The 23101-nt window shown below is 47.6% G+C and carries 16 protein-coding genes; 8 read left to right on the top strand and 8 right to left on the bottom strand.

All coding sequences use genetic code 11. The features are described from left to right. Window positions 1-31 precede the first annotated feature (31 nt). On the top strand, window positions 32-4117 hold the full coding sequence (locus AC1XUF_RS03270) for a leucine-rich repeat domain-containing protein (RefSeq protein WP_483340225.1): 4086 nt from the start codon (window positions 32-34) through the stop codon (window positions 4115-4117). 65 nt (window positions 4118-4182) lie between these two features. Here the strand turns inward: AC1XUF_RS03270 and AC1XUF_RS03265 are convergent, their stop codons facing one another. The 3 genes from AC1XUF_RS03265 to AC1XUF_RS03255 all read right to left on the bottom strand — a co-directional run bounded on the left by AC1XUF_RS03265 (window position 4183) and on the right by AC1XUF_RS03255 (window position 6724). Further along, window positions 4183-4929, bottom strand: a complete 747-nt coding sequence (locus AC1XUF_RS03265) for a ThuA domain-containing protein (protein ID WP_483340224.1) — start codon at window positions 4927-4929, stop codon at window positions 4183-4185. A 79-nt stretch (window positions 4930-5008) separates the two neighbouring features. Beyond that, complete coding sequence (locus tag AC1XUF_RS03260; RefSeq protein ID WP_483340223.1) at window positions 5009-6313, bottom strand: BNR-4 repeat-containing protein; 1305 nt, start codon at window positions 6311-6313, stop codon at window positions 5009-5011. Window positions 6314-6346: 33 nt separating this feature from the next. Continuing rightward, window positions 6347-6724: a winged helix-turn-helix transcriptional regulator gene (locus AC1XUF_RS03255; RefSeq protein ID WP_483340222.1), complete on the bottom strand. Its 378-nt coding sequence runs from the start codon at window positions 6722-6724 to the stop codon at window positions 6347-6349. Window positions 6725-6804: 80 nt separating this feature from the next. Here AC1XUF_RS03255 and AC1XUF_RS03250 point away from each other — a divergent pair, with 80 nt between their 5' ends. The 3 genes from AC1XUF_RS03250 (at window position 6805) to AC1XUF_RS03240 (ending at window position 9347) form a co-directional block, all read left to right on the top strand. Then, window positions 6805-7695 carry an NAD(P)H-binding protein gene (locus AC1XUF_RS03250; protein ID WP_483340221.1) on the top strand — a complete coding sequence of 297 codons (891 nt, stop codon included), beginning with the start codon at window positions 6805-6807 and terminating at the stop codon, window positions 7693-7695. An 87-nt stretch (window positions 7696-7782) separates the two neighbouring features. Continuing rightward, window positions 7783-8841, top strand: a complete 1059-nt coding sequence (locus AC1XUF_RS03245; protein ID WP_483340220.1) for a helix-turn-helix domain-containing protein — start codon at window positions 7783-7785, stop codon at window positions 8839-8841. Further along, the gene (locus tag AC1XUF_RS03240; protein WP_483340219.1) at window positions 8838-9347 is read left to right on the top strand and encodes a PIN domain-containing protein; all 510 of its coding nucleotides are present in this window, start codon (window positions 8838-8840) and stop codon (window positions 9345-9347) included. The genes AC1XUF_RS03245 and AC1XUF_RS03240 overlap by 4 nt, the downstream gene beginning before the upstream one ends. 84 nt (window positions 9348-9431) lie before the next feature. On the opposite strand, the gene AC1XUF_RS03235 is transcribed toward AC1XUF_RS03240, so the two are convergent. The 3 genes from AC1XUF_RS03235 to AC1XUF_RS03225 form a co-directional block, all read right to left on the bottom strand. Beyond that, on the bottom strand, window positions 9432-12896 hold the full coding sequence (locus tag AC1XUF_RS03235; protein WP_483340218.1) for a PVC-type heme-binding CxxCH protein: 3465 nt from the start codon (window positions 12894-12896) through the stop codon (window positions 9432-9434). Between the two features lie 71 nt (window positions 12897-12967). Then, window positions 12968-14206, bottom strand: a complete 1239-nt coding sequence (locus tag AC1XUF_RS03230) for a GDSL-type esterase/lipase family protein (protein ID WP_483340217.1) — start codon at window positions 14204-14206, stop codon at window positions 12968-12970. An 88-nt stretch (window positions 14207-14294) separates the two neighbouring features. After that, the gene (locus AC1XUF_RS03225) at window positions 14295-15578 is read right to left on the bottom strand and encodes an MFS transporter (RefSeq protein WP_483340216.1); all 1284 of its coding nucleotides are present in this window, start codon (window positions 15576-15578) and stop codon (window positions 14295-14297) included. 241 nt (window positions 15579-15819) lie between these two features. Here AC1XUF_RS03225 and AC1XUF_RS03220 point away from each other — a divergent pair, with 241 nt between their 5' ends. Continuing rightward, window positions 15820-16542 (top strand): 3-keto-disaccharide hydrolase, encoded by a 723-nt coding sequence (locus AC1XUF_RS03220; RefSeq protein WP_483340215.1) that lies wholly within the window; start codon window positions 15820-15822, stop codon window positions 16540-16542. 115 nt (window positions 16543-16657) lie between these two features. Here AC1XUF_RS03220 and AC1XUF_RS03215 read toward each other — a convergent pair whose 3' ends face one another. After that, window positions 16658-17254, bottom strand: a complete 597-nt coding sequence (locus AC1XUF_RS03215; RefSeq protein WP_483340214.1) for a hypothetical protein — start codon at window positions 17252-17254, stop codon at window positions 16658-16660. 321 nt (window positions 17255-17575) lie between these two features. Between AC1XUF_RS03215 and AC1XUF_RS03210 the strand changes: the two genes are divergently transcribed. Next, window positions 17576-18613 carry an esterase-like activity of phytase family protein gene (locus AC1XUF_RS03210; RefSeq protein ID WP_483340213.1) on the top strand — a complete coding sequence of 346 codons (1038 nt, stop codon included), beginning with the start codon at window positions 17576-17578 and terminating at the stop codon, window positions 18611-18613. On the opposite strand, the gene AC1XUF_RS03205 is transcribed toward AC1XUF_RS03210, so the two are convergent. Next, complete coding sequence (locus AC1XUF_RS03205) at window positions 18606-20957, bottom strand: ABC transporter permease (RefSeq protein WP_483340212.1); 2352 nt, start codon at window positions 20955-20957, stop codon at window positions 18606-18608. The two genes, AC1XUF_RS03210 and AC1XUF_RS03205, sit on opposite strands and share 8 nt — an antisense overlap. A gap of 142 nt (window positions 20958-21099) precedes the next feature. Here AC1XUF_RS03205 and AC1XUF_RS03200 point away from each other — a divergent pair, with 142 nt between their 5' ends. Both AC1XUF_RS03200 and AC1XUF_RS03195 read left to right on the top strand, forming a co-directional pair. Beyond that, window positions 21100-22116 (top strand): TolB family protein, encoded by a 1017-nt coding sequence (locus AC1XUF_RS03200; protein ID WP_483340211.1) that lies wholly within the window; start codon window positions 21100-21102, stop codon window positions 22114-22116. A 65-nt stretch (window positions 22117-22181) separates the two neighbouring features. Beyond that, window positions 22182-23069, top strand: a complete 888-nt coding sequence (locus AC1XUF_RS03195; protein ID WP_483340210.1) for a GNAT family N-acetyltransferase — start codon at window positions 22182-22184, stop codon at window positions 23067-23069. Window positions 23070-23101: the final 32 nt, after the last annotated feature.

The raw sequence follows: 23101 nt of genomic DNA, 5'->3' as shown, positions 1-23101 counted from the left end.
TTGAAAATGTAAACACGCTGACCCCTGCTCCATGTCCGAACTCGCCCTGAAACTGATTACCGAAAATAAAGCCGCACATACGCGCGGGGACGAAAGTGCGAAAAGGCTGGATATCGGAAAGTGCGGGCTGAGTGAATTGCCAACGGAGCTGTTTGAATGTGTGTGGCTGGAGGAGTTGGTGGTGAGCAATACCTGGTGGGATTATGAAAAGGGCGATTGGACCGGGAGCCAGAACACATCTTCCGAAAATACAATAGAATGCCTCGATCCACATCTACGAAACTTAGAAAATCTCAAAATATTAATCATTTCAGGTAGCGAAAACAGTCGTTGGGCAATCAAAGACCTGAGCTACCTGGAAAAGCTCAATAGCCTCGAAACTTTGTATTTGAGCTACAATCCAATCAGCGATTTAAAACCGCTGGAAAAGCTCAATAGCCTGCAAACACTCGAGTTGAGCTCCAATCCAATCAGCGATTTGAAACCGCTGGAAAAGCTCAATAGCCTCGAAACTTTGTATTTGAGCTCCAATCAAATCAGCGATTTGAAACCGCTGGAAAAGCTCAATAGCCTCGAAACTTTGTATTTGAGCAACAATCAAATCAGCGATTTGAAACCGCTGGAAAAGCTCAATAACCTGCATACACTGGATTTGAGCAACAATCCAATCAGCGATTTGAAACCGCTGGAAAAGCTCAACAACCTGCATACACTGGATTTGAACTACAATCAAATCAGCGATTTGAAACCGCTGGAAAAGCTCAATAACCTGCAGAGCCTGTATTTGAGCTACAATCAAATCAGCGATTTGAAACCGCTGGAAAAGCTCAATTACCTGCATACACTGAAGTTGAAATCCAATCAAATCAGCGATTTGAAACCGCTGGAAAAGCTCAATAGCCTGCATACACTGGAGTTGAGCTACAATCAAATCAGCGATTTGAAACCGCTGGAAAAGCTCAATAACCTGCATACACTGGAGTTGACCTACAATGAAATCAGCGATTTGAAACCGCTGGAAAAGCTCAATAACCTGCAAAGCCTGTATTTGAGCGACAATCAAATCAGCGATTTGAAAACGCTGGAAAAGCTCAATAACCTGCAAAGCCTGTATTTGAGCGACAATCAAATCAGCGATTTGAAACCGCTGGAAAAGCTCAATAGCCTGCATACACTGGAGTTGAGCGACAATCAAATCAGCGATTTGAAAACGCTGGAAAAGCTCAATAACCTGCATACACTGGAGTTGAGATCCAATCAAATCAGCGATTTGAAACCGCTGGAAAAGCTCAATAACCTGCATACACTGGAGTTGAGCAACAATCCAATCAGCGATTTGAAACCGCTGGAAAAGCTCAATAACCTACAGAGCCTGTATTTGGCCTACAATGAAATCAGCGATTTGAAACCGCTGGAAAAGCTCAATAACCTGCAGAGCCTGTATTTGAGCTACAATCAAATCAGCGATTTGAAACCGCTGGAAAAGCTCAATAACCTGCATACACTGGAGTTGAGCAACAATCCAATCAGCGATTTGAAACCGCTGGAAAAGCTCAATAACCTACAGAGCCTGTATTTGGCCTACAATGAAATCAGCGATTTGAAACCGCTGGAAAAGCTCAATAACCTGCAGAGCCTGTATTTGAGCTACAATCAAATCAGCGATTTGAAACCGCTGGAAAAGCTCAATAACCTGCATACACTGGAGTTGAGCAACAATCAAATCAGCGATATCAATCAGTTTCTCATTCTCAATAATCATTTAAACACGACTGGCTATTTTTCTCTTTCTGTTAGCGATAACCCTTTCATTGGGATGTATGAGTTAGAAAATAACTCATACTACGATTACCGGGAGGATATTTTAATACTACTCAACAAACTTAAGGGAGAAGGTCGAAAAAGAGAGGTGACTTTGCCTGCCAAAGTACTCCTGCTCGGCAATCACGCCAGTGGGAAATCGTCCCTGCTTTACTTTATTCAAAAAAGAAAGCTTGCGCAGACAACGAGCAGCACCCATATCATTAAGATCGAAAAATACTGGGGGGAGAAGGGCGATGACCCGATCCCGGAAGCCATTTTTTTCGATTTTGGAGGACAAGACTATTACCACGGTATTTACCGGGTCTTTCTGAGCCTGGGTGCGTTTCAAATCCAAGTCTGGAACCTTAGCTCGGACCGTAATCAGGTCAGGTTCGATTCCGATGGTCTTCCCATCCGTGATTACAACCTGCGCTACTGGATGGGGCAGAAATTGTATCTGGAAGAAAATGAAGCCCTGATTTCCGGGAGGGAACAGAGCGCAAATCCAAAAGATGAAATGTTCCTGGTCCAGACCCGCGCAGATCTCGACCCGAAAAGGTACAACGCTAGCCCCGACGGCCTGGAAGAATGCCTCGTGTCGCAAGACTTTCATTTGTCACTAAGTGCAGAAGGAGAAAAGATAATTGGGTCAAAGCTCATCAGAAAAAGGAATAAACAGGCCCGCTTATTTTTTACAGCGGCATTGGCAGAGGCTATTGAAAAATATCGGCGGACCATCACAGCAAACGAGTGGTATGTCAAATTCCTGGAAATGATACTAGGCTTCCCGGAAGATACGCAAGGCCATCAGGCGGTGTTCGTCGACAAGCTGATCAATGACTATAAATCGGATGCTGGTGAAACTTTTATATGGGAAAAGGAGCTGGAAAATCTGCATGAGCAGGGCATTTTGTTGTACTATCGCCGCCTGATACCCGATAAAGTCTGGCTACAACCGGAGGCGTTGGTGGGTTATATCCACCGCGAAATATTGTCTAAGGAGTTTGTATCCGCCCATAAAGGGGTTGTCCCCGAGAAATTGTTTGACAGGTTCGATCAGGACATCATCAAATTGCTCCAATGGCAGAAGGTAATCTTCCTGCATAGCCATAATCCAGACGGGACCGAATATATCATCCCAAATTATTTACCTCTGGCAGAACAGGACAAGGACTTTGCGCTTTTTAATTTCGGCGTGCAAACCCCGGTTTTCATCCTTAAATTCTTGAATTTCCTTCCATTTGGCCTCATCAATCAAATGGTCTGCTTCTTTGGAAAAATGCCGGATATGAAACGTTTCTGGCGGGATCAACTGCTTTTTACTTTCAGGCAAAAAAAGGTGCTGATCCAATTAAACTTTGACAACCTGGAAATACAAATTCTCTCGGCCGGCGACTTAGGGTTATTGGAAAAGCAATATCTGTATTATGCGATAATGGTTTTGTATTGGAACGAAGAGCCTGTTGATTTTGAAGATTTTGGCTCTTTAAAGCGTGTGAACATTAACCTTTCAAAAGATGAGAAAGTATCCATGGAATTCCGAAAACAAAGGGCTTTAACGGACCGGATTTTCCAAAGCGCGCCCGGAGATCTATATGTTTCCAATAACAATGAAGATTTCGTGCATCTGAATTCGTTTCACGAATTGTTGGCGGAAGAAACCAGACCAAGCAAAATCCCGGCATTTCCAAGAAAGCCAGTTAGCGACGGAGATTCGGCCCGGGAAATCGCAAAAAAAGGAAGCAGGGAAATCCCGATTTTTGCTCTTCAGTCTTTCACGCTTAAACCACTTATATCCATGAAACGTGTATTCATTTCGTATTCGCACGATGATATTGCATTTCGTGCCCAGGTTCAGAAATTTCTGGTCAACCTGGAACGGGACAAACTGATTGAACTATGGCATGATGGAAATCTGAATGCAGGCGACGAGTGGGACTACAAAATAATGGGAAAACTTGAAAGCGCGGATATCATCATTTTGCTTTTGAGCCAAAGCTTCATCAATTCCACCTATATTTTCGAGAAGGAAATGAAGACAGCCCTGGAGAAGGCGAGAAAGGGCAATGCCAAAATTATCCCCGTATTGCTAAAAAACTGCGACTGGGCGCATTGGAATGTGATCGATCCGGACGTAAGGTCTGAGGCAGAAGCCATCAGTACCATGCCCAAATCGGGCCAGCTTCGGGACTATCAGTTCCTCCCTCAAAATGATGAAGCTCGTTTGATGCCCCTGGCCAAATGGACTAACCCCGAGGACGCCTGGATGCAATTGGTGCAAACGATCAGAAAGATCGTCGATCCACGACCGTAGACAAAAAATCAGCCGATGAACGCGCTAAACCCGCACATCCATCGGCTCACAAATTATATTCTCACTCACTTCAACCCTTTCCCGGTAGCCGCCCAATAAATCCCTCCATACAAATGATCGAGGTACGACTGATCCGAATAAACCAGGCCGATATGTCCTAAGCCGGTATAAAATGCGCGGCCTCCATCGTAATTGTGGTACCACGACATCGGATGCTCCGCTCCCATTCCCGTACCCTGATTGGTTTTGGGGTCGTAAGTCTTTTCGTCTAAGGTGATCAGGATTTTCAGGTCATCGGCGTTGTATGGTTTTTTGTATTCATACCATTCGTCGGTCCAGAGCATGCGTTTGGGGAAACGTTCCAAGCCCGGGAAATTGCTGTCTTTTACATCCAGGAATGCGGTTTGCTGCGCCGGGTGGGTTTTAAAATACATACCCACCATTTTGCCGTACCATGGCCAATCGTATTCGGTATCCGCAGCCGAGTGGATGCCTACCCATCCTTTGCCGCTTTTGATGTACTTCTCCAATGCAGCCTGCTGGGTTTCGTTCAGGATATCGCCGGTGGTGTTCAGGAAAATAACGACGGCATAGTTCGCAAGGCTTTTGTCGTTAAAAACATCCGCGTTCTCCTGCCAGTCGACCGAAAAATTATGGCGCGCCGCCAGGTTCCTGACACCGTCGACGCCCTCATGAATGGATACGTGATGGAACCCGGCGGTTTTGGTAAAAAGCAATGCTTTGAACTGCTGGGCATTAGAGGAAACCGCACTCACCACGACGAGAAGCAGGGCCAGTATTTTTGTACGCATAATGGTATTGGGTTTTGTTGAATGGGATGTATTTGATTTAATATTAAAACATAAAATACCCCGAATATACTTTTGTTCATTACTCCAGAACCCGCCACATGATGCTGGTATCGTAGTCGGTATAATGCACGTATCTCTTATTCTGCATCCAGAGCAGCACATTTTTGTCACCCCGTTTTTTATATCTCGGCACCACAGGCCTGACATTGTCCAGCCGGGAATTCCGTGTAACGGGCGTAATCTGCCAGTTTTTCCCGCCGTCTTTGGTTTCCCCTCTGGAAATCTCAAAGACGTTGTTGATTTCGTGGGCGAAGTAAATGATGCGTGGGTCCAGAGGGTCGATCGTCAAACCACCGGAATAATTTTCCTCCCGCTCCTTTTCGCCGTCCTTTGTTTGCGGAAACCATTTGCCGGAATCAATAATGTGGTGGTCATGCCATTTCTTCCCATCGAAAGCAGCATAATAATACTGGTGCTTTTCATGGGTGGGATAGCGCGTATAGGCTACCACGGGATGCCCTTTTTTGTCAATCGCTATATCGAATATCCAGGCTTTGCCGGTTTCGGGAGTGGCCTTATAAACGATAGAAGCGTCAGACGGATTAAATGGAAGCTGGTCAATATCCGCAATTTTCGAACCGTCGGCGCGCCAGAACGCTCCTCTTTCATAAAAGCAATAATAGACCGAATTCAGTGACTCCGCATTGGGATGTCCGTCCGTGAAGATCAAATGGATCTTTGATTTACCGTCGGAAAAATACTTCACATACGGCCGGTTGTTGGTATCCAGCTTCTTGGAAGTAACCACGACTTTCGGGTCCGACCAGGTTTTACCATGGTCTGTCGATGTCATGAAATTGGGTTTGAAACCAACCCACCGTCCGAAACTGTAAATTTTGTTATTTTCCGCACTCAGCATGAAAGGATTAGCATAAGTGAAGGTCTCGCGTTTGAATTTTTCCAGCAATTCCGCGGTCTCCGGTTTGAAGACAATGGGATCCGAAAAGCTGGTCATGTTGTCGGGCTCCGATGTGGTATTCTGGATGACGCCCATTCCGTCCCTGCTGCCGCCGTGCCAGGTATATTGGGTCAAAATCCGGTGATCGGGCAATTCCAGAAAAGCGGGATTGTCGTGATCGTCGATTTCCAGTTTCGAGTACAGTCTTTTCGATTGGATTTCCCCGGTTTGCGCATTCAGGGAAGCTGCCATGATATCGCCCGATTTGGTAACCCAGCCAGTTACTACCGTGCCAGCTTTGGTATAAATCGCCCTGGGATCGCTGAACCAGCACCAGGCTCCGTCAGTAGTAAGGGTGGCTGGCGGTTGGGCGCCAGCGCGGGAAACTGTACTGAAAAGCAGCCCGATCAAAAGGAGGGTACGCATGTGTTGCAGGTTCAGGTATTTGAAGCAAATATATCAGCAGGAAGCATGCAATGCGCGATTTCTTTTCATGTCCTTAAAAGCCCAGGTTGCCATCGCATTGATCACCATTTCCAATTCCCTCCCCGATTCCGTCAGCGTGTAGGTAACATAAGGCGGCACTACCGGCCTCGCTTCGCGGATCAGCAGGTTGTCGTTTTCCAATTGTTTCAAATGCTGGATCAGCATTTTTTCGGTGATATGCGGCATGGCCTTCTTGATTTCCGAATAGCGTTTGCTGCCCGAAAGCAGGTGGTATAAAATGATCGGCTTCCAATGCCCGCCGATTTTGCTCATCACATAGGTAACGGGGCATTCCTGCATCACAATCTCGCGATTGGCATTATAAGTCGAGCTTTCTTTGATCTTCGTCATGGATACACACTTTAGGGTAAGTACTTGTTTAAAAGTAAGTACAAATATAGCTTTGTGGCAACAAAAAACAACTTACAACTATGAAATATATCATCACAGGTTCATTGGGAAACATTAGTTTGCCTGTCACCAAAAATCTGGTAAAAGCCGGCCATGAAGTGACCGTCATCAGCAGCAGCGCGGACAAAAGAACGGAAATAGAAGCGCTTGGCGCGCAGGCGGCCATCGGCTCGGCCACTGACGTTACCTTCCTCAAAAACACCTTCAAGGGCGCAGAAATAGCTTATCTGATGATCCCCAGCAGCTTCGCGATCAAGGACTATGCCGGGTTCCAGCTGGAAGTGGCCGACAACTACCTTGAAGCGCTGAAAGGCAGCGGGATCAAACATGTGGTGCTTTTGAGCAGCATCGGGGCACATCTGAGAAAAGGTGCCGGTCCCATCGATGCATTGGGTTACCTGGAAGAGCAATTACTTACCTTGCCCGATTTGAGCCTTGATTTCCTCCGCCCGTCTTACTTCTTTAACAACCTGTACAGCCAGGCAGGACTGATCGGGCATGCGGGCATAGCGGGGAGCAATTTTGGAAATACCGATGAGAAACTGGTCCTCACCCATACCGACGACATCGCCGAAGTCGCTACCGAACATTTGCTGCACCCGTTGACCGGCAGGAACATTACCTATATTTCCAGCGACGAGAGACATCCTAATGAAATCGCTTCCATACTCGGAACAGCGGCGGGAAAAGACCACATACCCTGGGTTACTTTCACGGATGAACAAGCTTACGAGGGAATGATCGGCGCGGGACTGAACGAGAGCTTCGCCCGGCTTTACCTTGAAATGGGCCAGGCGTTACGCAATGGCACCATGCAGGAAGACTATTGGAAAAACCGTCCAGCGACCTTGGGAAAACATAAGCTGGAAGACTTTGCGAAGGATTTCGCGGGCGCTTTTGCGCATGCCTGATCTGGGAATATTTTAGGCGATTGGTTGACAAATTTGAATTTATTTGTATTTTTGTCAACCAATCGTTTCAAATTAGTCCCGATAGTCATGAATCAGATATTCGCAGACCGGTTTAAATCAGCCCGGTTAAAGTGTGGCCTGTCGTTGCAGGATCTTGCTAATAAGCTCGAAAATAAGATCACGAAACAGGCTTTGCACAAATATGAAAAGGGTAATGCCACTCCTGACAGCGAGAGAATAGGGCTTTTGAGCGACGCGATGAATGTTCGGCCTGATTATTTTTTCAGGGAAACAAAAGTTCAGATAGGCAATTTGGCTTACAGAAGTTTGAAGAGCCTTCCTGCGAAAGAAGAAAATAAGGTTGTTGAGCAAACCAGGGAATATCTTTCGCGTTATCTGGAACTGGAAGAAATCCTGGGGCTGGAAAATAAATTTGTTAATCCCCTGGCAGGGTTTGGTTTGGTAACCGAGTATCAGCACGCTAATGATGCCGCAAGGCTTTTGAGAGAAAAGTGGGAAATGGGAAAGGACCCCGTTTATAATGTTGCAGCGTTTCTGGAAGACAAGTTTATCAAGGTTGTCGAAATTGATGCGGATACTAATTTCAATGGGATGCAAACCTGGGCTAATGGAGTTATTCCTATCATCGCTTTTAATCAGAACCTGGCAGGAAAAGCTGATAGAATCCGTTTTACATTACTTCATGAATTGGCACACTTACTTTTGGAATTCGGTAATTTGACCGACAGTCGAAAGGAAACGCTTTGTCATCAGTTTGCGGGGGCGATGCTGATGCCAGAAGAAACTTTGAAGCAGGAATTGGGTGGAAACAGGAACCGGCTTTCTCTTCAGGAACTGGGGAATATCAAAAAGCGCTATGGAATGTCCGTGCAAGCCATTGTTCGGCGAGCATTGGAATGTGAGATCACCAGTGAACATTTCACCAGGCAATTCCTGAACATGATGAAAGATATGGGCTGGAGAACCCAGGAACCTGTTGCTTATGAGGGTATCGAGAAATCTAATCGGTTTGACCAGCTACTTTTCAGAGGTATCGCAGAAGAGCAAATATCGCTCACCAAAGCTGCTGCTCTGAAGAACATGAAGCTAGCGGAATTTCATAGCCTGAGCAATTCATTTGCATGAAGATTGCGGTAACAGATGCCTGTATCTTTATTGGTTTGCGTGATCTGGATCTGGTCGACTCTTTCTTTTGCCTGAACTGCGAGATACATAGTTCGGTGGATGTGGTCAACGAATTGTTTGAAGAGCAAAAGCAGGTGCTTTCGAACTACGTAAATACGGGTAAGTTCAAGATCCACTCTATACATGAATCGGAAAGGCTTCATATTCGCCGAACCCGTTTTCCGGCTGCATTGTCAGAAGCAGATAAAACTGTTTTGTTCCTTGCGCAGAAACTCGGTGCGATTGTCGTCAGCAGCGATAAAGTCGTTCGAAAATATGCCGGGCGACATGGAATAGAGTATCATGGAATGCTTTGGATCGTTGACCAGCTCGTGGAAATGCAAATCATTTCACGTCCGGAAGCAGCTGAAAAAATTGAATATCTCGTTAGAACCAACATTTTTTATCAAAACAATCCGGAGCTCATTTCTGAAATGCTAAAACGGCTGAGATTCTGGAAGGCTTGAAAACAATAAAACCGGAGCCATAGGGCCCGGTTTTATTGTTTCCTTGCGGAAATTGCTTAGACTAATTGCTAATTTTCGGACGTATTACCTTCCCATTTTCAGCCTGGTCTGCGCGCCGCCTGCAACATCTTTCAATTCCACCTTCAATCCTCCGGCCTTCACAACGCCTTTCTCAATCAGTACCGTAACGCTATGGATACCCTGCGGCAGATCCGTAACGATATTTCCATCTGCTATTTTCAGGGTTTTTGAATCAGTGTAAGCGGTAATACCATCGGACATATTTAATGCAAGGGACACATTACCTTTTGTAAGTACTTCGATCTCAAACCGGACGACGTTATAATGCTTGTTTGTAGCAGAGGTGACTTCGGGCAATTCATCCAGCGGCAGTTCTCCGGAAACCTTGCTGTACACGGATTGCCAGGCCACTTTCGATTTATCCTTTCTTGTAACAACCAGCACATCAGGCTTGGTTTTGAATGTCAGGTTAATGTCTGTCGGTGTTGTTTCCCAGCGGCGTACAAACCTTGTGTTAGGAACCCGGAAATCGCCCGACTCTCCCAATTTGGTCAAAAAGCCAACCAGGTTAATAAACTCAGTCTGATCCAGGCTCGCGGTAAGTCCGGGGGGCATCAGCGAGCCTGGGACTTTTTCCATCACCTGCACCTGGCTCTTCGGAATGGAAACCTCTTTGCCAGTCACATCCCGTATCACCACTTCCGAAGCACCGTCAGATGCGAGGTAACCCATCAGTTCAGAACCGTCTTTTTTTACGACGCGCTTCAATTCATAACCCTCCTTGATTGAGGCACTTGGATAGAGAATAGAGCGAATGATCGTCTCGGCTGGCGAACTGGTTCCCAGGCTGCTGAGGTCCGGCCCAATCAGTCCGCCTGCCCCTCCTATCGCGTGGCAGGTAGTACAGCTCGATTCTGCCCTCCTGAAAATCAGCTCCCCTTTGGCGGGGTCACCCTTTTCGCGTACCAATTTGGCAAGTCCTGCAATTTGGTCGTCATTCAGGTCCTGCGGCATTTTCTGAGTGGGTAAAGACCCGCCCGAGGCTTCCAGCGCATTGACAAGGGTTTTGATTTCATCGATACCCAATCGCGTCCATCCCGCACGTGACCGGACCAGCTGCCTACCCGTTTTGGCGACGGCTTCCGGTATCTTTTTAGCAGCAATTGCCTCGCCCAGCGCCGCAGATCCCGGGTTAGTAGAAATGAACGCTACAAACAATTCGGTGAAATCCGTCCCGGCAGGCAATGTGCGCATCAGTCCGCCGGCGACATCCGCCGCGGCTTTTGGATCGACCACAGCAAGCTGCCCGGCCGCAATTACGCGCACCTCCGGCGTATTTTTCGGGCCGGCCAGATCCAGCATCAATTGCTGCGCTTTAATTTTATCAATTGCCGCGAGGGCACCCAGGGCTGCCTTTTTCGTTTCAGGTGTGCCTTGCCGGATCAACTCGGTGAGTTTGGCGTTGAGCTGATCCAGTTTCCATAATCCTGCCAGACGGATCGCTGCAAGACTGACTGCTTCGTCGTCGCTTTCGATGAAGCTGGCAATCTGCTCGGCATTTTTATCCGGCTTCACATTTCTCTGCCGGGCCGCATCTTCCAAAGCCGACAGCTGAGCAGGCGTGTCTTTATCCTTGTTTTTTAAGGCGAGATCCAATAACATGGCCAGATCGCCAGGCTTACCGCTGGCGGCAATGGAAGTCAGTACATCTTTTTGATATTCTTCGGGTATCTGCCCTTTTTGATACAGTTGTACCAGTAAGGTCGCTGCATCTGCACTTGTCGCAGATTTCAGCGCATACGCCGTCTTCTTCGCATCACCCAGGAATGTGGGCTCCGACTTCAGCTTTGCCAGCCAGGCGGGTTCAAGCTCGCGGACGGTTTGCCATAAGGCAAAATCCAGAAACTCATCCATTTGCGCATCCAGTACCGAAAGCGCCGCTTTCGCCGCGTCGGCGGTCTTGGTTTTTCTCAGCGCGATCACAGCCTCAAGCCTCACCTGCGCGTGTTCATCCTTCACAGCTTTCGCCAGTAATGCCGGTACGCCCGAAATCCTGGTATACCATAATTCAAGCGCGCGCAATGCGGCGGCGCGGGCATTGTGGCTCTTTGCATTCAGAAGGCTCACAAGGATTGGCTCGTTGATGGTTTCCAGGGTCTGGTACATCCATAGCGCTTCCAGTAGATTGTGTTCGTAATCCGTCGCATTTTTATCCAAAGCCTGCACCCATTTCTGCAGGGCAGGGACTACTTCTTTGGCACCTCTCGCTTTCAGAGTCTGCTTGGCCTGGAGGCGTGTCCATTCTTCGGGTGCTTTCAGCGATTCCAATAACTCGGTAACAGTGGCTTTGGCCAATTGCGGCTTTTTGACCAACGGCCGGTTTTTCGCCACAATACGCCAGATGCGCCCGTGCTGCTGGTCGCGGCGAGGGTCATAAAAATCTACCTCACCATGCTGAATAATCGGGTTGTACCAGTCGGCAACGTAAATCGCGCCATCGGGACCCACATTGATGTCTACCGGACGGAATGCTACGTTGTCTGTCCACATCAGGTCTTCGGCTTGCTTGGAAGCGTAACCGGCCCCTTGCTCTTCCAGTCTAAAACTATTGATACGGTTTGCCCTAAAATCATTGGTAATCATCCTTCCCTGCCATGCATCCGGCAAATGCCGCCCCGAAACAACATCCAGTCCACTATGCTTGGGCTGGCCAGGATTTAATCCCCTCATGATGCGCGCAGCCCCCGGCGCGGTTACAAAAGTCGCCCCCGGAAAACCATAATTGATCCCTTCTCCGCCAGCCCCATCGGTCAGGAAGGATTGGCCCCAACGATCGAACTGTATACCCCAGGGATTGACAAGCCCGCGCAGATAGACCTCCATATCCAGGTTCCGGGTATTGAGCGCCCAGGTACCGCCACCTTCGAGACGTCTGATCCCAAACGGTGTTTCGACGTGGCTGTAGATGTAAATAGATTGGTTAAAATACATTCTGCCCTCTGGCCCCCAGCGGAATGTGTGGATCAAATGGTGGGTATCGCCCGTGCCGAAACCATTGAGGACACGACGTTTTTTATCTGCTTTACCGTCCCCATCCGTATCTGAGAAATGCAGGATCTCGGTTGAATTGGCGACATAAACACCGCCATCTCCCGGTAAAATCCCGGTCGGCTGGATCAACCCTTCCGCAAAAACGGTCGACTTATCCGCATTGCCGTCTCCATCGGTATCTTCCAGCACAAAGATCTTGTCATTGGCCGACTCTCCGGTTTTCAAATGCGGATATACCGTACTGCTGACCACCCACAAACGGCCTTCAGCATCCCAGTTCATTTGGATCGGCTTGGCGACCATGGGATCAGACGCAAAAAGGGTTACCTCAAAACCGTCCGCCACTTTAAAAGATGCGAGTTCTTTTTGAGGGTCAGGGTCCTGATTCTCTTTGGCTTTGTCCGTTTTGCTGGAAGAGGTGGACAGGAGTATGATTGGGAGGAGCAGCGCTCCATATAGTAACTTGGTTGCTTTCATGTTTGGCTTTTGGCTTTTAGCCCTTAGCTATGCGCTTTTTATGTTTTCTTTCGATTATAAGGAGGTGCGTATCATTCCAATTTCCTCAGCTCATACACCACTTCCTGTGGCTCGCTGTTAAGAATGATCTGTCCCTCTAGCCACTTGATCAGCAGGTTTTGCTCTTCCAGTCCCTTCACGTGGCGTCCCTGCTCATATTTTCTGAAACCAATGATGTATGTCTGGTTCAAAGGGCGGTACTGGAAAAAATGGAGCTCATTTTTCTTGATGATCATGTTCCGTACTTCCTGGGATTTTGTGAATTGAGGGCCTTGTTTTATATCAATTCCTTTTTCCCATTCCCCCGCAGAAGCGCTCACCACCTCGTTGTGATCAGACATCAAGCTATAATACCCCTTTTTCAGGCCTACTATTTTGATGACTCTGGCATTGTCCACGATCCAGCTCCCCGAACGCGGCGAAGGCAAAGGCAGGTACTTCTCGTCGATCACAAATTTGGCAATTTCGCCCTCTTTATCCGGCGTCAAAATCCTCGCATTGACAGCCTGAGCATTGGCTTTTGAAACAGTGATCGTTATAGGATCCAGTTCCGTAGTTAATCCCAATGCTTTTTCGAGGATTGTTGCCAGATAGTAATATCCCGTTTCGTTCAAATGAACGGTGTTTTCAATGATCGTCTCCTTTTTGCTCGTGTTCAGAACAGGCGTGTAGATATCTATATATTGCTTATTCCTCGAAGACGCCACCTGGTATATCGCGGTAGAATAGAGTTCGAGGTCTGCATTCCGGTCGCTGATATGTAGCGACGTGTCGCCAGATACGACGGGGATGGTTGATAGCAGGATCGTTTTGGCGCCCAGTGAATCTAATTTGTCGAGCAGCTTGTTCAACCCGTCTTTGAAATGAGGAATACCGGGACGTCCGTCCTGCGCTTCAACCCCTCCGTATGCCAGAAAAACCACAGTAGGCTGCGCTTTGGTGATATCCTCCATCAGATGCTGATAGGGAGTGGGCGGATTGGTGTAGGTACTTCGGGCCTCTCCCCATACATTGTCGCCAGTCCAGCCAAGGTTACGGAAAGTAATCCCTTTGTCCGCGAAACGGGTCGTTAAAGCCAATTCCAGATAGCCATACTGAAAATCATTTTCGAAAATGGAGTTCCCCAGAAAAACAACGCGGTCACCGTCTTTCAGTTCAAACTTGGGGGGAGGGGCGGTTGTAGACGACTGTGCCCGGGCGAAGACAGTCATCAATGGAATAAACAATAATGCAATGTAACCGGCAGATACCGGCACTTTCAAACTTCTCATGCACTTGGGGTTTAGTTATTTTGGAAACAAAGGATAAATCCGCACGAAATTAACCGTAATCCTGATGTAAAGATGAAATAAATGAAGGTTAGTGGTCGAAGTTTTTGACTTCCATAGGTTTGGCAAGCGGCCGGCCGGGCCCGGGGATGACCATGATGGTGATCACCGTTGCACATACCAGTGCGACAGCCATCAACATGTAGGATGCATTGAAGTTTCCTGTTTCAGTATTGAGGTAACCCACCAGATAGGACCCCGCAAACGACCCCAGTGCGCCCAGACTATTGATCAGCCCAATAGCCCCTCCGGCCACGTTTTTGGGCAGAATCTCCGCGATCGCAGCGAAAAATGGTCCATAAGGGGTATAAAGTGCCCCTCCTGCGATCACCAAAAGCGCATAAGCGAACCAGAACTTATCCGGCCCGAGCCATACCGCCCCATAAAGGCAGATGGCGGCGATCAGCAAAAACGGCCAGACGAAAATCTTGCGGTTCCCCGTTTTATCCGAAAAATAAGAAGCAGCAAGCATCCCGACCACGGCAAAAAGATAAGGCACCGCAGACAGCCAGCCGGTATTGACCATACTCATATTCGGTGCTGCCTTGATAATGGAAGGCAGCCACATCACGAAGCCGTAAACACCGACGCTCCAAAGCAGATATTGAAGGCACAGTAAAATAACCTTGGTTGATTTAAAGGCCTCCGCGTAATTTTTGACCGGTTTAATCCCAGCCTGCTCTTCGAGCAGCTTATTTTCGACCGCATTTTTCTCTTCTTCGGTAAGCCAGCTGGCCTTCATGGGCCTTTCGTCGATCACTTTCCACCAGATGAATGCCCAGATGATCCCGGGGGCGCCTTGCAAAATGAACATCCAGCGCCATCCCATCGAATCGATGAGGTAGCCTGAGAGTACAGACATCCAGAGCACGGTCACCGGATTTCCAAGAATCAGGAAGGTATTGGCGCGTGAGCGTTCCTCCTTGGTAAACCATTGACTCAAAAGGATCAGCATGGCCGGCATCACAGCGCTTTCTACCACTCCAAGCATAAACCGGATGACTACAAGCGTGGCTGTATCATTGACCATCCCGGTGGCGGCAGCCAATGCGCCCCAGAGGATCAGGGAAATAAAAATCAGCTTTTTTGCAGTTCGGGTTGCCGCATAATGCGCGCCGGGAATCTGGAAAAAGAAATATCCCAGAAAGAACAGCGAACTGAGTAAGGTGGATGTATTCGGAGTAATGTCCAGGTCCTTCCCCATCCCTCCGGCCACCGCAAAACCAAAATTGGCCCTGTCCAGATATGCAAGGCTATATGTGACAAATACAACGGGAATGATACGGAACCATCTTTTCTGGGCCAGCGGCTTCATCGGCAGGAATTTGGGTATTTAGGAATGCAATAACTATCCAATAAAACCTCCGATCGGAGATTTCTACCGTATCTGCCAGTCGCATGCGCAAAAAGCCTGGCCCTCGTCAAAATTGGCTTACTTACAATCATCGTGGGCTGGCAGGGCAGTCTCCCAAATATCTCTTGAATGAAAGCCCGGACATAACAAGGTAAATTCACCCGGCATTTTTCTTTGAATCTAACAACCAACAACATCAAAAATGAAATATTCCAAAACGCTCCAATGGATAGCACTTGAACTGCTCTTCGTTGGCGGCTCGAGCTTTATCAAAAATAAGATATCGCCCGCTGCCGATAAATGGGTTACCCTTTTTGACGGAAAAAGCCTGAAAGGCTGGCATAACTACAATCAGACGAACACCGACGGCTGGGCAATTGAGGAGGGTGTTCTGACCGCTCTTGGAACAGGCGGGGATTTGGTAACAGACCAAGAATATGGAGATTTTGAGCTCGAGTTTGCGTTTAAAATCCCAGAGGGCAGCAATAGCGGCGTCCTGTACAAGGTTATTGAAAAACCGGAGATCAAACGAACTGTATTTTCCGGGCCTGAATATCAGATCATTGACGATAAAAATTACGTCGTAAAAGACGAGAGCGGAAAGAACATCGGCCTTAAACCCGTACAATTGACAGGTGCGAATTACGATATGAACCCACCCTCAGACCCCACTGCCTTCAAACCGGCCGGAAGCTGGAATACAGGCAGAATCGTGGTAAAAAATAACCGCATCAAGCACTACCTGAACGGCAAGCTGGTTGCGGATTATGAATATGGCGGCGAGGCCTGGAAAGCGAAGGTCGCCGAAAGTAAATACAAAGACTGGCCCTATGCTACTGCCCATCACAAAGGCAAAATTGCATTGCAAACCCACAATGCAAAAGAAAAGGTCTGGTTTAAAAACATCCGGATCAGGGAGATCTAACTACAAATTCAAAGTCCCCGGCTTCAAGGCCGGGGACTTTTTTGAGCAAGATCCTCTTTCGCCGCATCACCTCAAGCGTTTTCTTTCTGCTACACGGACAAAGTGGATGACATTGCTATATGCCTGCTTTAAGGGATTTCTCAGGCTTGTTCTGGATAGCCGCCCGGTGGAAAATCACCTTTTCATTTTTCGTATCTACGCTCAGTTCAAACCAACCCGTATAACGTTGGTTATCTTTCATAATCTGAACGGGCAGGTATTGGTGAGAAGCGTCCCGCCAGTCGCCATACCAGCTTACCGAATTGGTTCCGATACGCTTTTCAGCGAGCACACCGAAACCGATGTTGTACCAATTAAAGCCCTTGAAATTTTCGACCGGAATTTCTTCTCCTTTTGACAACCGGGCAGATAATTCACTGCTATTGAATGCCAGATTGCTGAATTGTCCCGACTCTACAAAGAACCATACCTTGTCGACATTTTCAGAAGGATCACCGACTAACATCGTCGAAAATTGGAAATCCTTAACGCCGTCATTGTTCAAATCGAAAGGTAGATAGCCATTCTGCTTCAGTTCCTTCCCTGTCAGATCGATGTAGGTCACATCCTGAGGGTCCTCAGGTAACGGTTCGGGATTGGGATCTGAGGCATTGTTACAGGATACGAGCAGGGACAGCAAAACAGGCACCAGCATTAAATTGATCTTCTTCATGGCTAGTTGAACTAATTGTAGGAAAAATTATAAAAAGTTATATTTAAAAGGTTTGACAAAGCGAGTTCGATCATTCTGATTCTCTTAAAAAACAGTACGTTATCCAAAAAAATCGCAAGAATCATCTGGTCGCCAGAGTGACTGATGCAATTTTCCGATTGATGGTTGTAAGCTTTCGGCACATTTGATTCACCGGTACCTAACTTGTGTTGGAAGCATCATTTCCATTCAACTCGATGTTTTTACCGTTTACTAAATCGGGTTAGTAATTGAAAGCAAAGCATTACTTGAGTGAGAAAGCGAACTTAACCTACCTCTCCCATGCGCAACGCATTGCTATTCTTGTTTTTGCTGACCTCAGTCAGCATCCCGGCCCAGACACTACAACTGGAATATGATCAGTCCCACTTTATGGACCACATTGCCATTGACGAGCATTTTGGCGGTGTATCGGGCATCGAGTATGTTCAGGAGAGGAATAAGTGGTATTTTATTACCGATGGCAATAAAGGCCCCAGGCAAAGTTATCTTTTCGAAATCGACGGGAATAGAACCGACTCCTTTCCCCAGTTCAAAAACAAGAACGCGATTACAATAAAGCCTGTAGAGAGGCTTAGCCAGGCCGAAGCCATTCGGTTCGACTCCGGAAATTTATGGGTCATCACAGAAAAGGATGCTGAACCGTCCAGGACCAACAGTGATATCTTTGAAGTGGGATCTATCAACAGGCTCAACGCACAGAATACGGCCATCGAAGCACCTTCATTTGAATACACCTCCAAAAACAGCAACAGAGGGCACGAGTCCCTTGCATTTGCGGGCCACGATACGATTTGCACGATCTCAGAATGGCCTATCAGCGAGGACGGGCGGTATGCCCGCCTGAAATTAATGACCTGCCCGGGCGGCAAGTGCACAACAATTGCCGAATATGCATATGAGCTGGACATCAATTCTTGTGTAAAGGAAAACGGCAAAGTGGACGGCGATATCGGAAACGGTATTTCCGAGATGTTGTATGCTGGTAATGGCCGCTTTTTAATGCTTGAACGCTGCTATAATGGGGCCGCTTTTGTTAAAATATATGAAACGTGGATCTCCAGGGAAAGTACCAATGTGAACCTATCTGAATTGAGCCAGTTGAATAGTGCAGGCCCGTTCCGTCCACTGCCTAAGCAAGAAGTTTTTAATTTCAGCTCAGTCAAAAACCTGAAAATCGACAATCTGGAAGGCATGACCTGGGGACCAGATCGAAAAACGCTGGTCGTTATTTCCGACAATAATTATAAAAAAGAAGAAGAAAAGGGAAAAGACCCCAAACAAAAAACACAATGGATTGTCTTAAAAGTAGTTAACTAAGGTTCTTGACGGGATTGGTCAAGGCAGCCTTAATGCTTTGAAAACTAATGGTTGCCAAGGCAGTTACAGCGGACAATACGCCAGCGCTGACAAACAGCAGCCCGTCAATCTTGATTTTGTAAGCAAATTGATCCAGCCATTTATTCATGGCAAACCAGGTAATGGGCGATGCGATTACAATAGCGATGACTATCAGCTTCATGAAATCACCGGACAGTAAAGCGTTGATATTCATCACACTGGCTCCAAGCACCTTCCTGATCCCGATTTCCCGGGTACGTTGTTCGGCGGTATAAGCAACCAGGCCGAGCAATCCCAGACAGGAAATCAGGATCGCCAGAATCGAAAAGAAATTAAATAACTGGGCGGTTTTCTGTTCATTGTGGTAAAAGCGGTCGTATTGTTCTTCCAGGAAGGTGTATTCAAATGGATATTCCGGAGTAAAACGCTTCCATAAAACCCCGGCAGCCCGTAAAACTTCTTGCTCCGACTGCGCAGTCGTGCGCACACTGACGACCTTATTACGTTCCGCCGAGGTGAATAGCACCAATGGGCGGATCGGTTCGTGAACACTGGCAATGTTGAAGTCCTTCACAACGCCAATGATCCGGCCCTCGCGCTGCAACTTGAACCGCTTCCCGATCGGGTTCGTGATACCTGCCTGTTTCACCGCCGTTTCGTTAAGTATATAATGAACTGAATCTGAACGGCTTCCATCAAAATTTCGGCCCGCTGCCAGCTTGATGCCAAAATTTTTGAAAAAAGACTGGTCTACACTCATTTGCGCCATGATGAGCATGCGGTTGGCTTCCTTACCATCCCAGTCGATCCCATTTGTAGCCTCAAAAACATTCACCGGCGAATCGCTGGAAGTACTCACACTGATCACGTCAGACCTCTGGGAAAGCTCCTCTTTAAATTGCTGTGAAAACTTTCCCGCATTGAACGTAAATACGTGCTCCCTGTCCAGCCCGGAGTCGCGTTCGCGGATAAACCGCAGCTGGCTGCTGATCACCAAAGTACCGCTGATCAGCACTGTGGCCAATACAAACTGCAAAACCACAAGGCCCTTGCGCAACCCCGCATCGCTGGCACGGGTCGAGCGGCCACGTAGGGCGAGGACCGGATTAAAACCCGAAATCAGCACCGCAGGATAAACGCCCGCCAGAATAAAAGTGAAAAGCAGCGCACCCGACAAAAACTGCCACGCCTGCCTATCCAGTAGCGTAAAATGTCCGGTTTTCCCGGTAATGTTGCCATAAAACGGCAAAAGAACCTGGATCAAAACAACCGCCAGAACCAGGGACATGGACAAAGTCATTAGCGATTCCGTCAGCAGTTGTCCGACTAATTGGCCTGAGCCCGCACCTACCACTTTCCGCACTCCCACTTCTTTGCTCCTTCTCGCTGCCCGCGCAGTAGTGAGGTTCACATAATTGATGCAGCCCATACTCAATAAAAATATCGCTATGATGCCTAGCATCTTCACCTGCTCGACGCCGGAATTTCGCCCGTCGGGCGTGTAGAGGTGCAGCTGCGAGAAGGGCTGAAGCTGGTAATCCGCACCATCTTCACTCAATTTCCGGACTGTATTTTTAACTGCGGTCAAACTGGCATTGATCTTTTTGGGATTTACACCACGGTTAAGTTTCAGAAAGATCTCAAAATTATAATCGTCCCAGTTCTCGTCCATCGTTTTCCATGGACCATTTGCGATAAACGCCTGTTTCCGGACGCTCATGGGGAACAGCATTTTGTAATGTAAGGACGAACGATCAGGGACATCCGCCATGACCGCACCGACCACAAAGGTTTTATTGTTTTCTACAATCGTCAAAACTTTGCCGGTTGCAAGGGTGGTGCCAAAATATTTCTTCGCCAGATCGGCCGTAAGGATAATTGAATTTGAAGCTGGAAAAGGCTTTGAACGATTTCCATGAATGATTTTGAAACCGTTGAACACTTCCAGAAAATGTTCGTCGATATAACCCAGGTCACTTTTTTCGGTAAACGTCTTGCCGTTCACAAGAATGGTGCGGAACGGGTAAGCCTCCACACGGACAGCGTTTTCGATACCAGGCACCGATTTCCTTGCAGCGACCGCGAGCGGGCCCGGGCTGTATTCGAACGTATTTTCATCCGGGCCGGAGCCAAAATGCGAATTGATCCGATAAATGCGATCCGCGTCTTCATGAAAGGTATCATAGGTAAGCTCGTCATGAACCCACCAGAACAACAACATGCTCACAGCCAGCACAATGGCAAGCCCTCCAATATTCAGTGCCGAATAAAGTCCTCCGCCCCTGATGTTCCTCCAGCTGATCCTAAGATAGTTCCGAATCATGATTCGTTCATTTTTGCGTTCCAAACCCTGTACCCGTTTTTCGGGCACGATGTTGCAGAGGGATGTGTTCCAACCAATAGTGAATGCGCGCTGTCAAAGATTTTTCCTTCAAGTAAACTTAAATACACTAAACCAATCTACCGTGCGAAAACCACTACTCATTGCGACCGTGCTCATCTTTAATGGCTGTTCATCTGACAATCCAGAAAATGATAACCGCAACAGAAACGGCAAATTTCTGGATCAGGTTGTCCCATTAACTCAATTCAATTCTGAAGATGACGACTATAATATGGCATTGCCTTCAAACCGCTCCGAGCAGACGCATTTAATTTTCTCTTCCAAACGAACGAAAAAGGAGTTTTTAAATCTCGTCTACTTTCCGGCCGTTTTTACTTACAACGAACACCTGGAATTGGAAAAATCAGATGGTAAGAATACGGTAAACACGAGTTACCTCGGAGATTTTGCGATTACCGATGCCCTTGCCAATCGGGCAAACGGTGATTTTAATGTATTTGGGCCAAAAGTGTTGTCCTTCAAATACGATGTCAATTCCTATGGCGACGTGAACGACGTGATGCTATTTTATGCCGATGACTCGGAGGGGAATATGCAGATTAAATACCTCATCAGTAACAACACGGGAATCACTGGGCCATTCAGATTTGATCTTCTTAATTCCTTAAAAGACGACGGATATCCCAGCTTTTCCAGGTCGGGCGACAAAATCTATTTTAGCTCCAACCGGGATGGAAACTTCGACATTTATGAATTGTCTATTCCAAGGACAGAAAACGAGCAGGTTACTGTCGAGAGCCTCGTAAAACCGAAGACATTCAAGCTACAGAAAGTAGAGGAACTATCCAGTCCGAACGACGATAAATGCCCCTATTTCCAGGATAATATGATGGTTTTCGTATCGGACAGGCCGGGCGGAAAAGGCGGGCAGGATATTTACTATGCCAGATACGAAAACGGAAAGTGGTCTGCCCCTGTCAATGCCGGCGACCGCATCAATTCCAGCAGTAACGAATATCGCCCAATTATTCCCTCACTCAACAGTTTCTCCTATCGCCTGGTGCTGTTTTCCTCGGACCGCCCCGGTGGCAAAGGCGGTTTTGATCTGTATATGACCGGCTTGCTGGAAAAGTGGTAGAAGTTGGTTTTGCGTCACAGTTTGTATTTTTGAAACTCAAAGAAGGTTTTGCACGAATCGGACCCATGAGTATTCAAGAAAGCCCAAAAGAGCAACCTCCGGAATTTCGGGTCGAAATCCGGCAAATGACACTTAGTAACCTCCCTTTATGCAGGTACCTGGTGAGTGAAGCCGGATGGAACCAGCTGGACGAAGACTGGATCCGGGCCATGCAATTGGAACCGACGGGGTGCTTTGTGGCGGAAGTCGACAACATACCGGTTGCTACGACAACGGTGTGCTGTTTTGACAAAATAGCCTGGATCGCCATGGTGCTAGTGAGCAAGAACATGCGCGGTAAGGGAATTGGCGAAAGATTGATGCTGCACGCATTGCAATACTGCGACGAACGGGGCATGTTTACCGTCCGACTGGATGCAACTTCACTGGGACAGGCGTTGTACCAGAAACTCGGCTTTCATACAGAATATGAATTGATCCGCTATTCCGGTACTCCCGCAACCGGAGGCTCGGGGCATGAAAATGCGATGATCCTGCAGGACGAAGCAACCACTTCAGCAATTGGCCGACTTGACTTCGAGGTTTCCTTGACCAACCGCAAAGCTTTCCTCCTTAAACTGAAAGAGGCCAGCCCTTACCCCTTTTATTATTCCATTGACAACCAACAGATTACGGGCTATGCTGGTTGCAGGTCGGGTAAAAATGCGATTCAGATCGGGCCAGTGATCGCTTTTTCCTCCAATGCCGGAAGTAAGCTGCTGGATACCATTGCCGCCCATTTTCCGGGAAAGAAAACCTATATTGACATTCCAGTACAAAACGCCGGGGCTACGAAATGGGCTGAACTCAATGGCTTTACCGAGCAGAGAAGGTTTATGCGGATGTACCGGGGCCGGAAAATAAACGATTCGCCTGAATTGATATGGGCAAGCTCCGGGCCAGAAAAAGGTTGAAAACAGGGCAAAAAGCCCTATAAAATTTGAAT

It is taken from the genome of Dyadobacter sp. HNCC25DJ185 (assembly GCF_056895195.1).
This window is presented reverse-complemented; position numbering and strand designations above follow the sequence as displayed.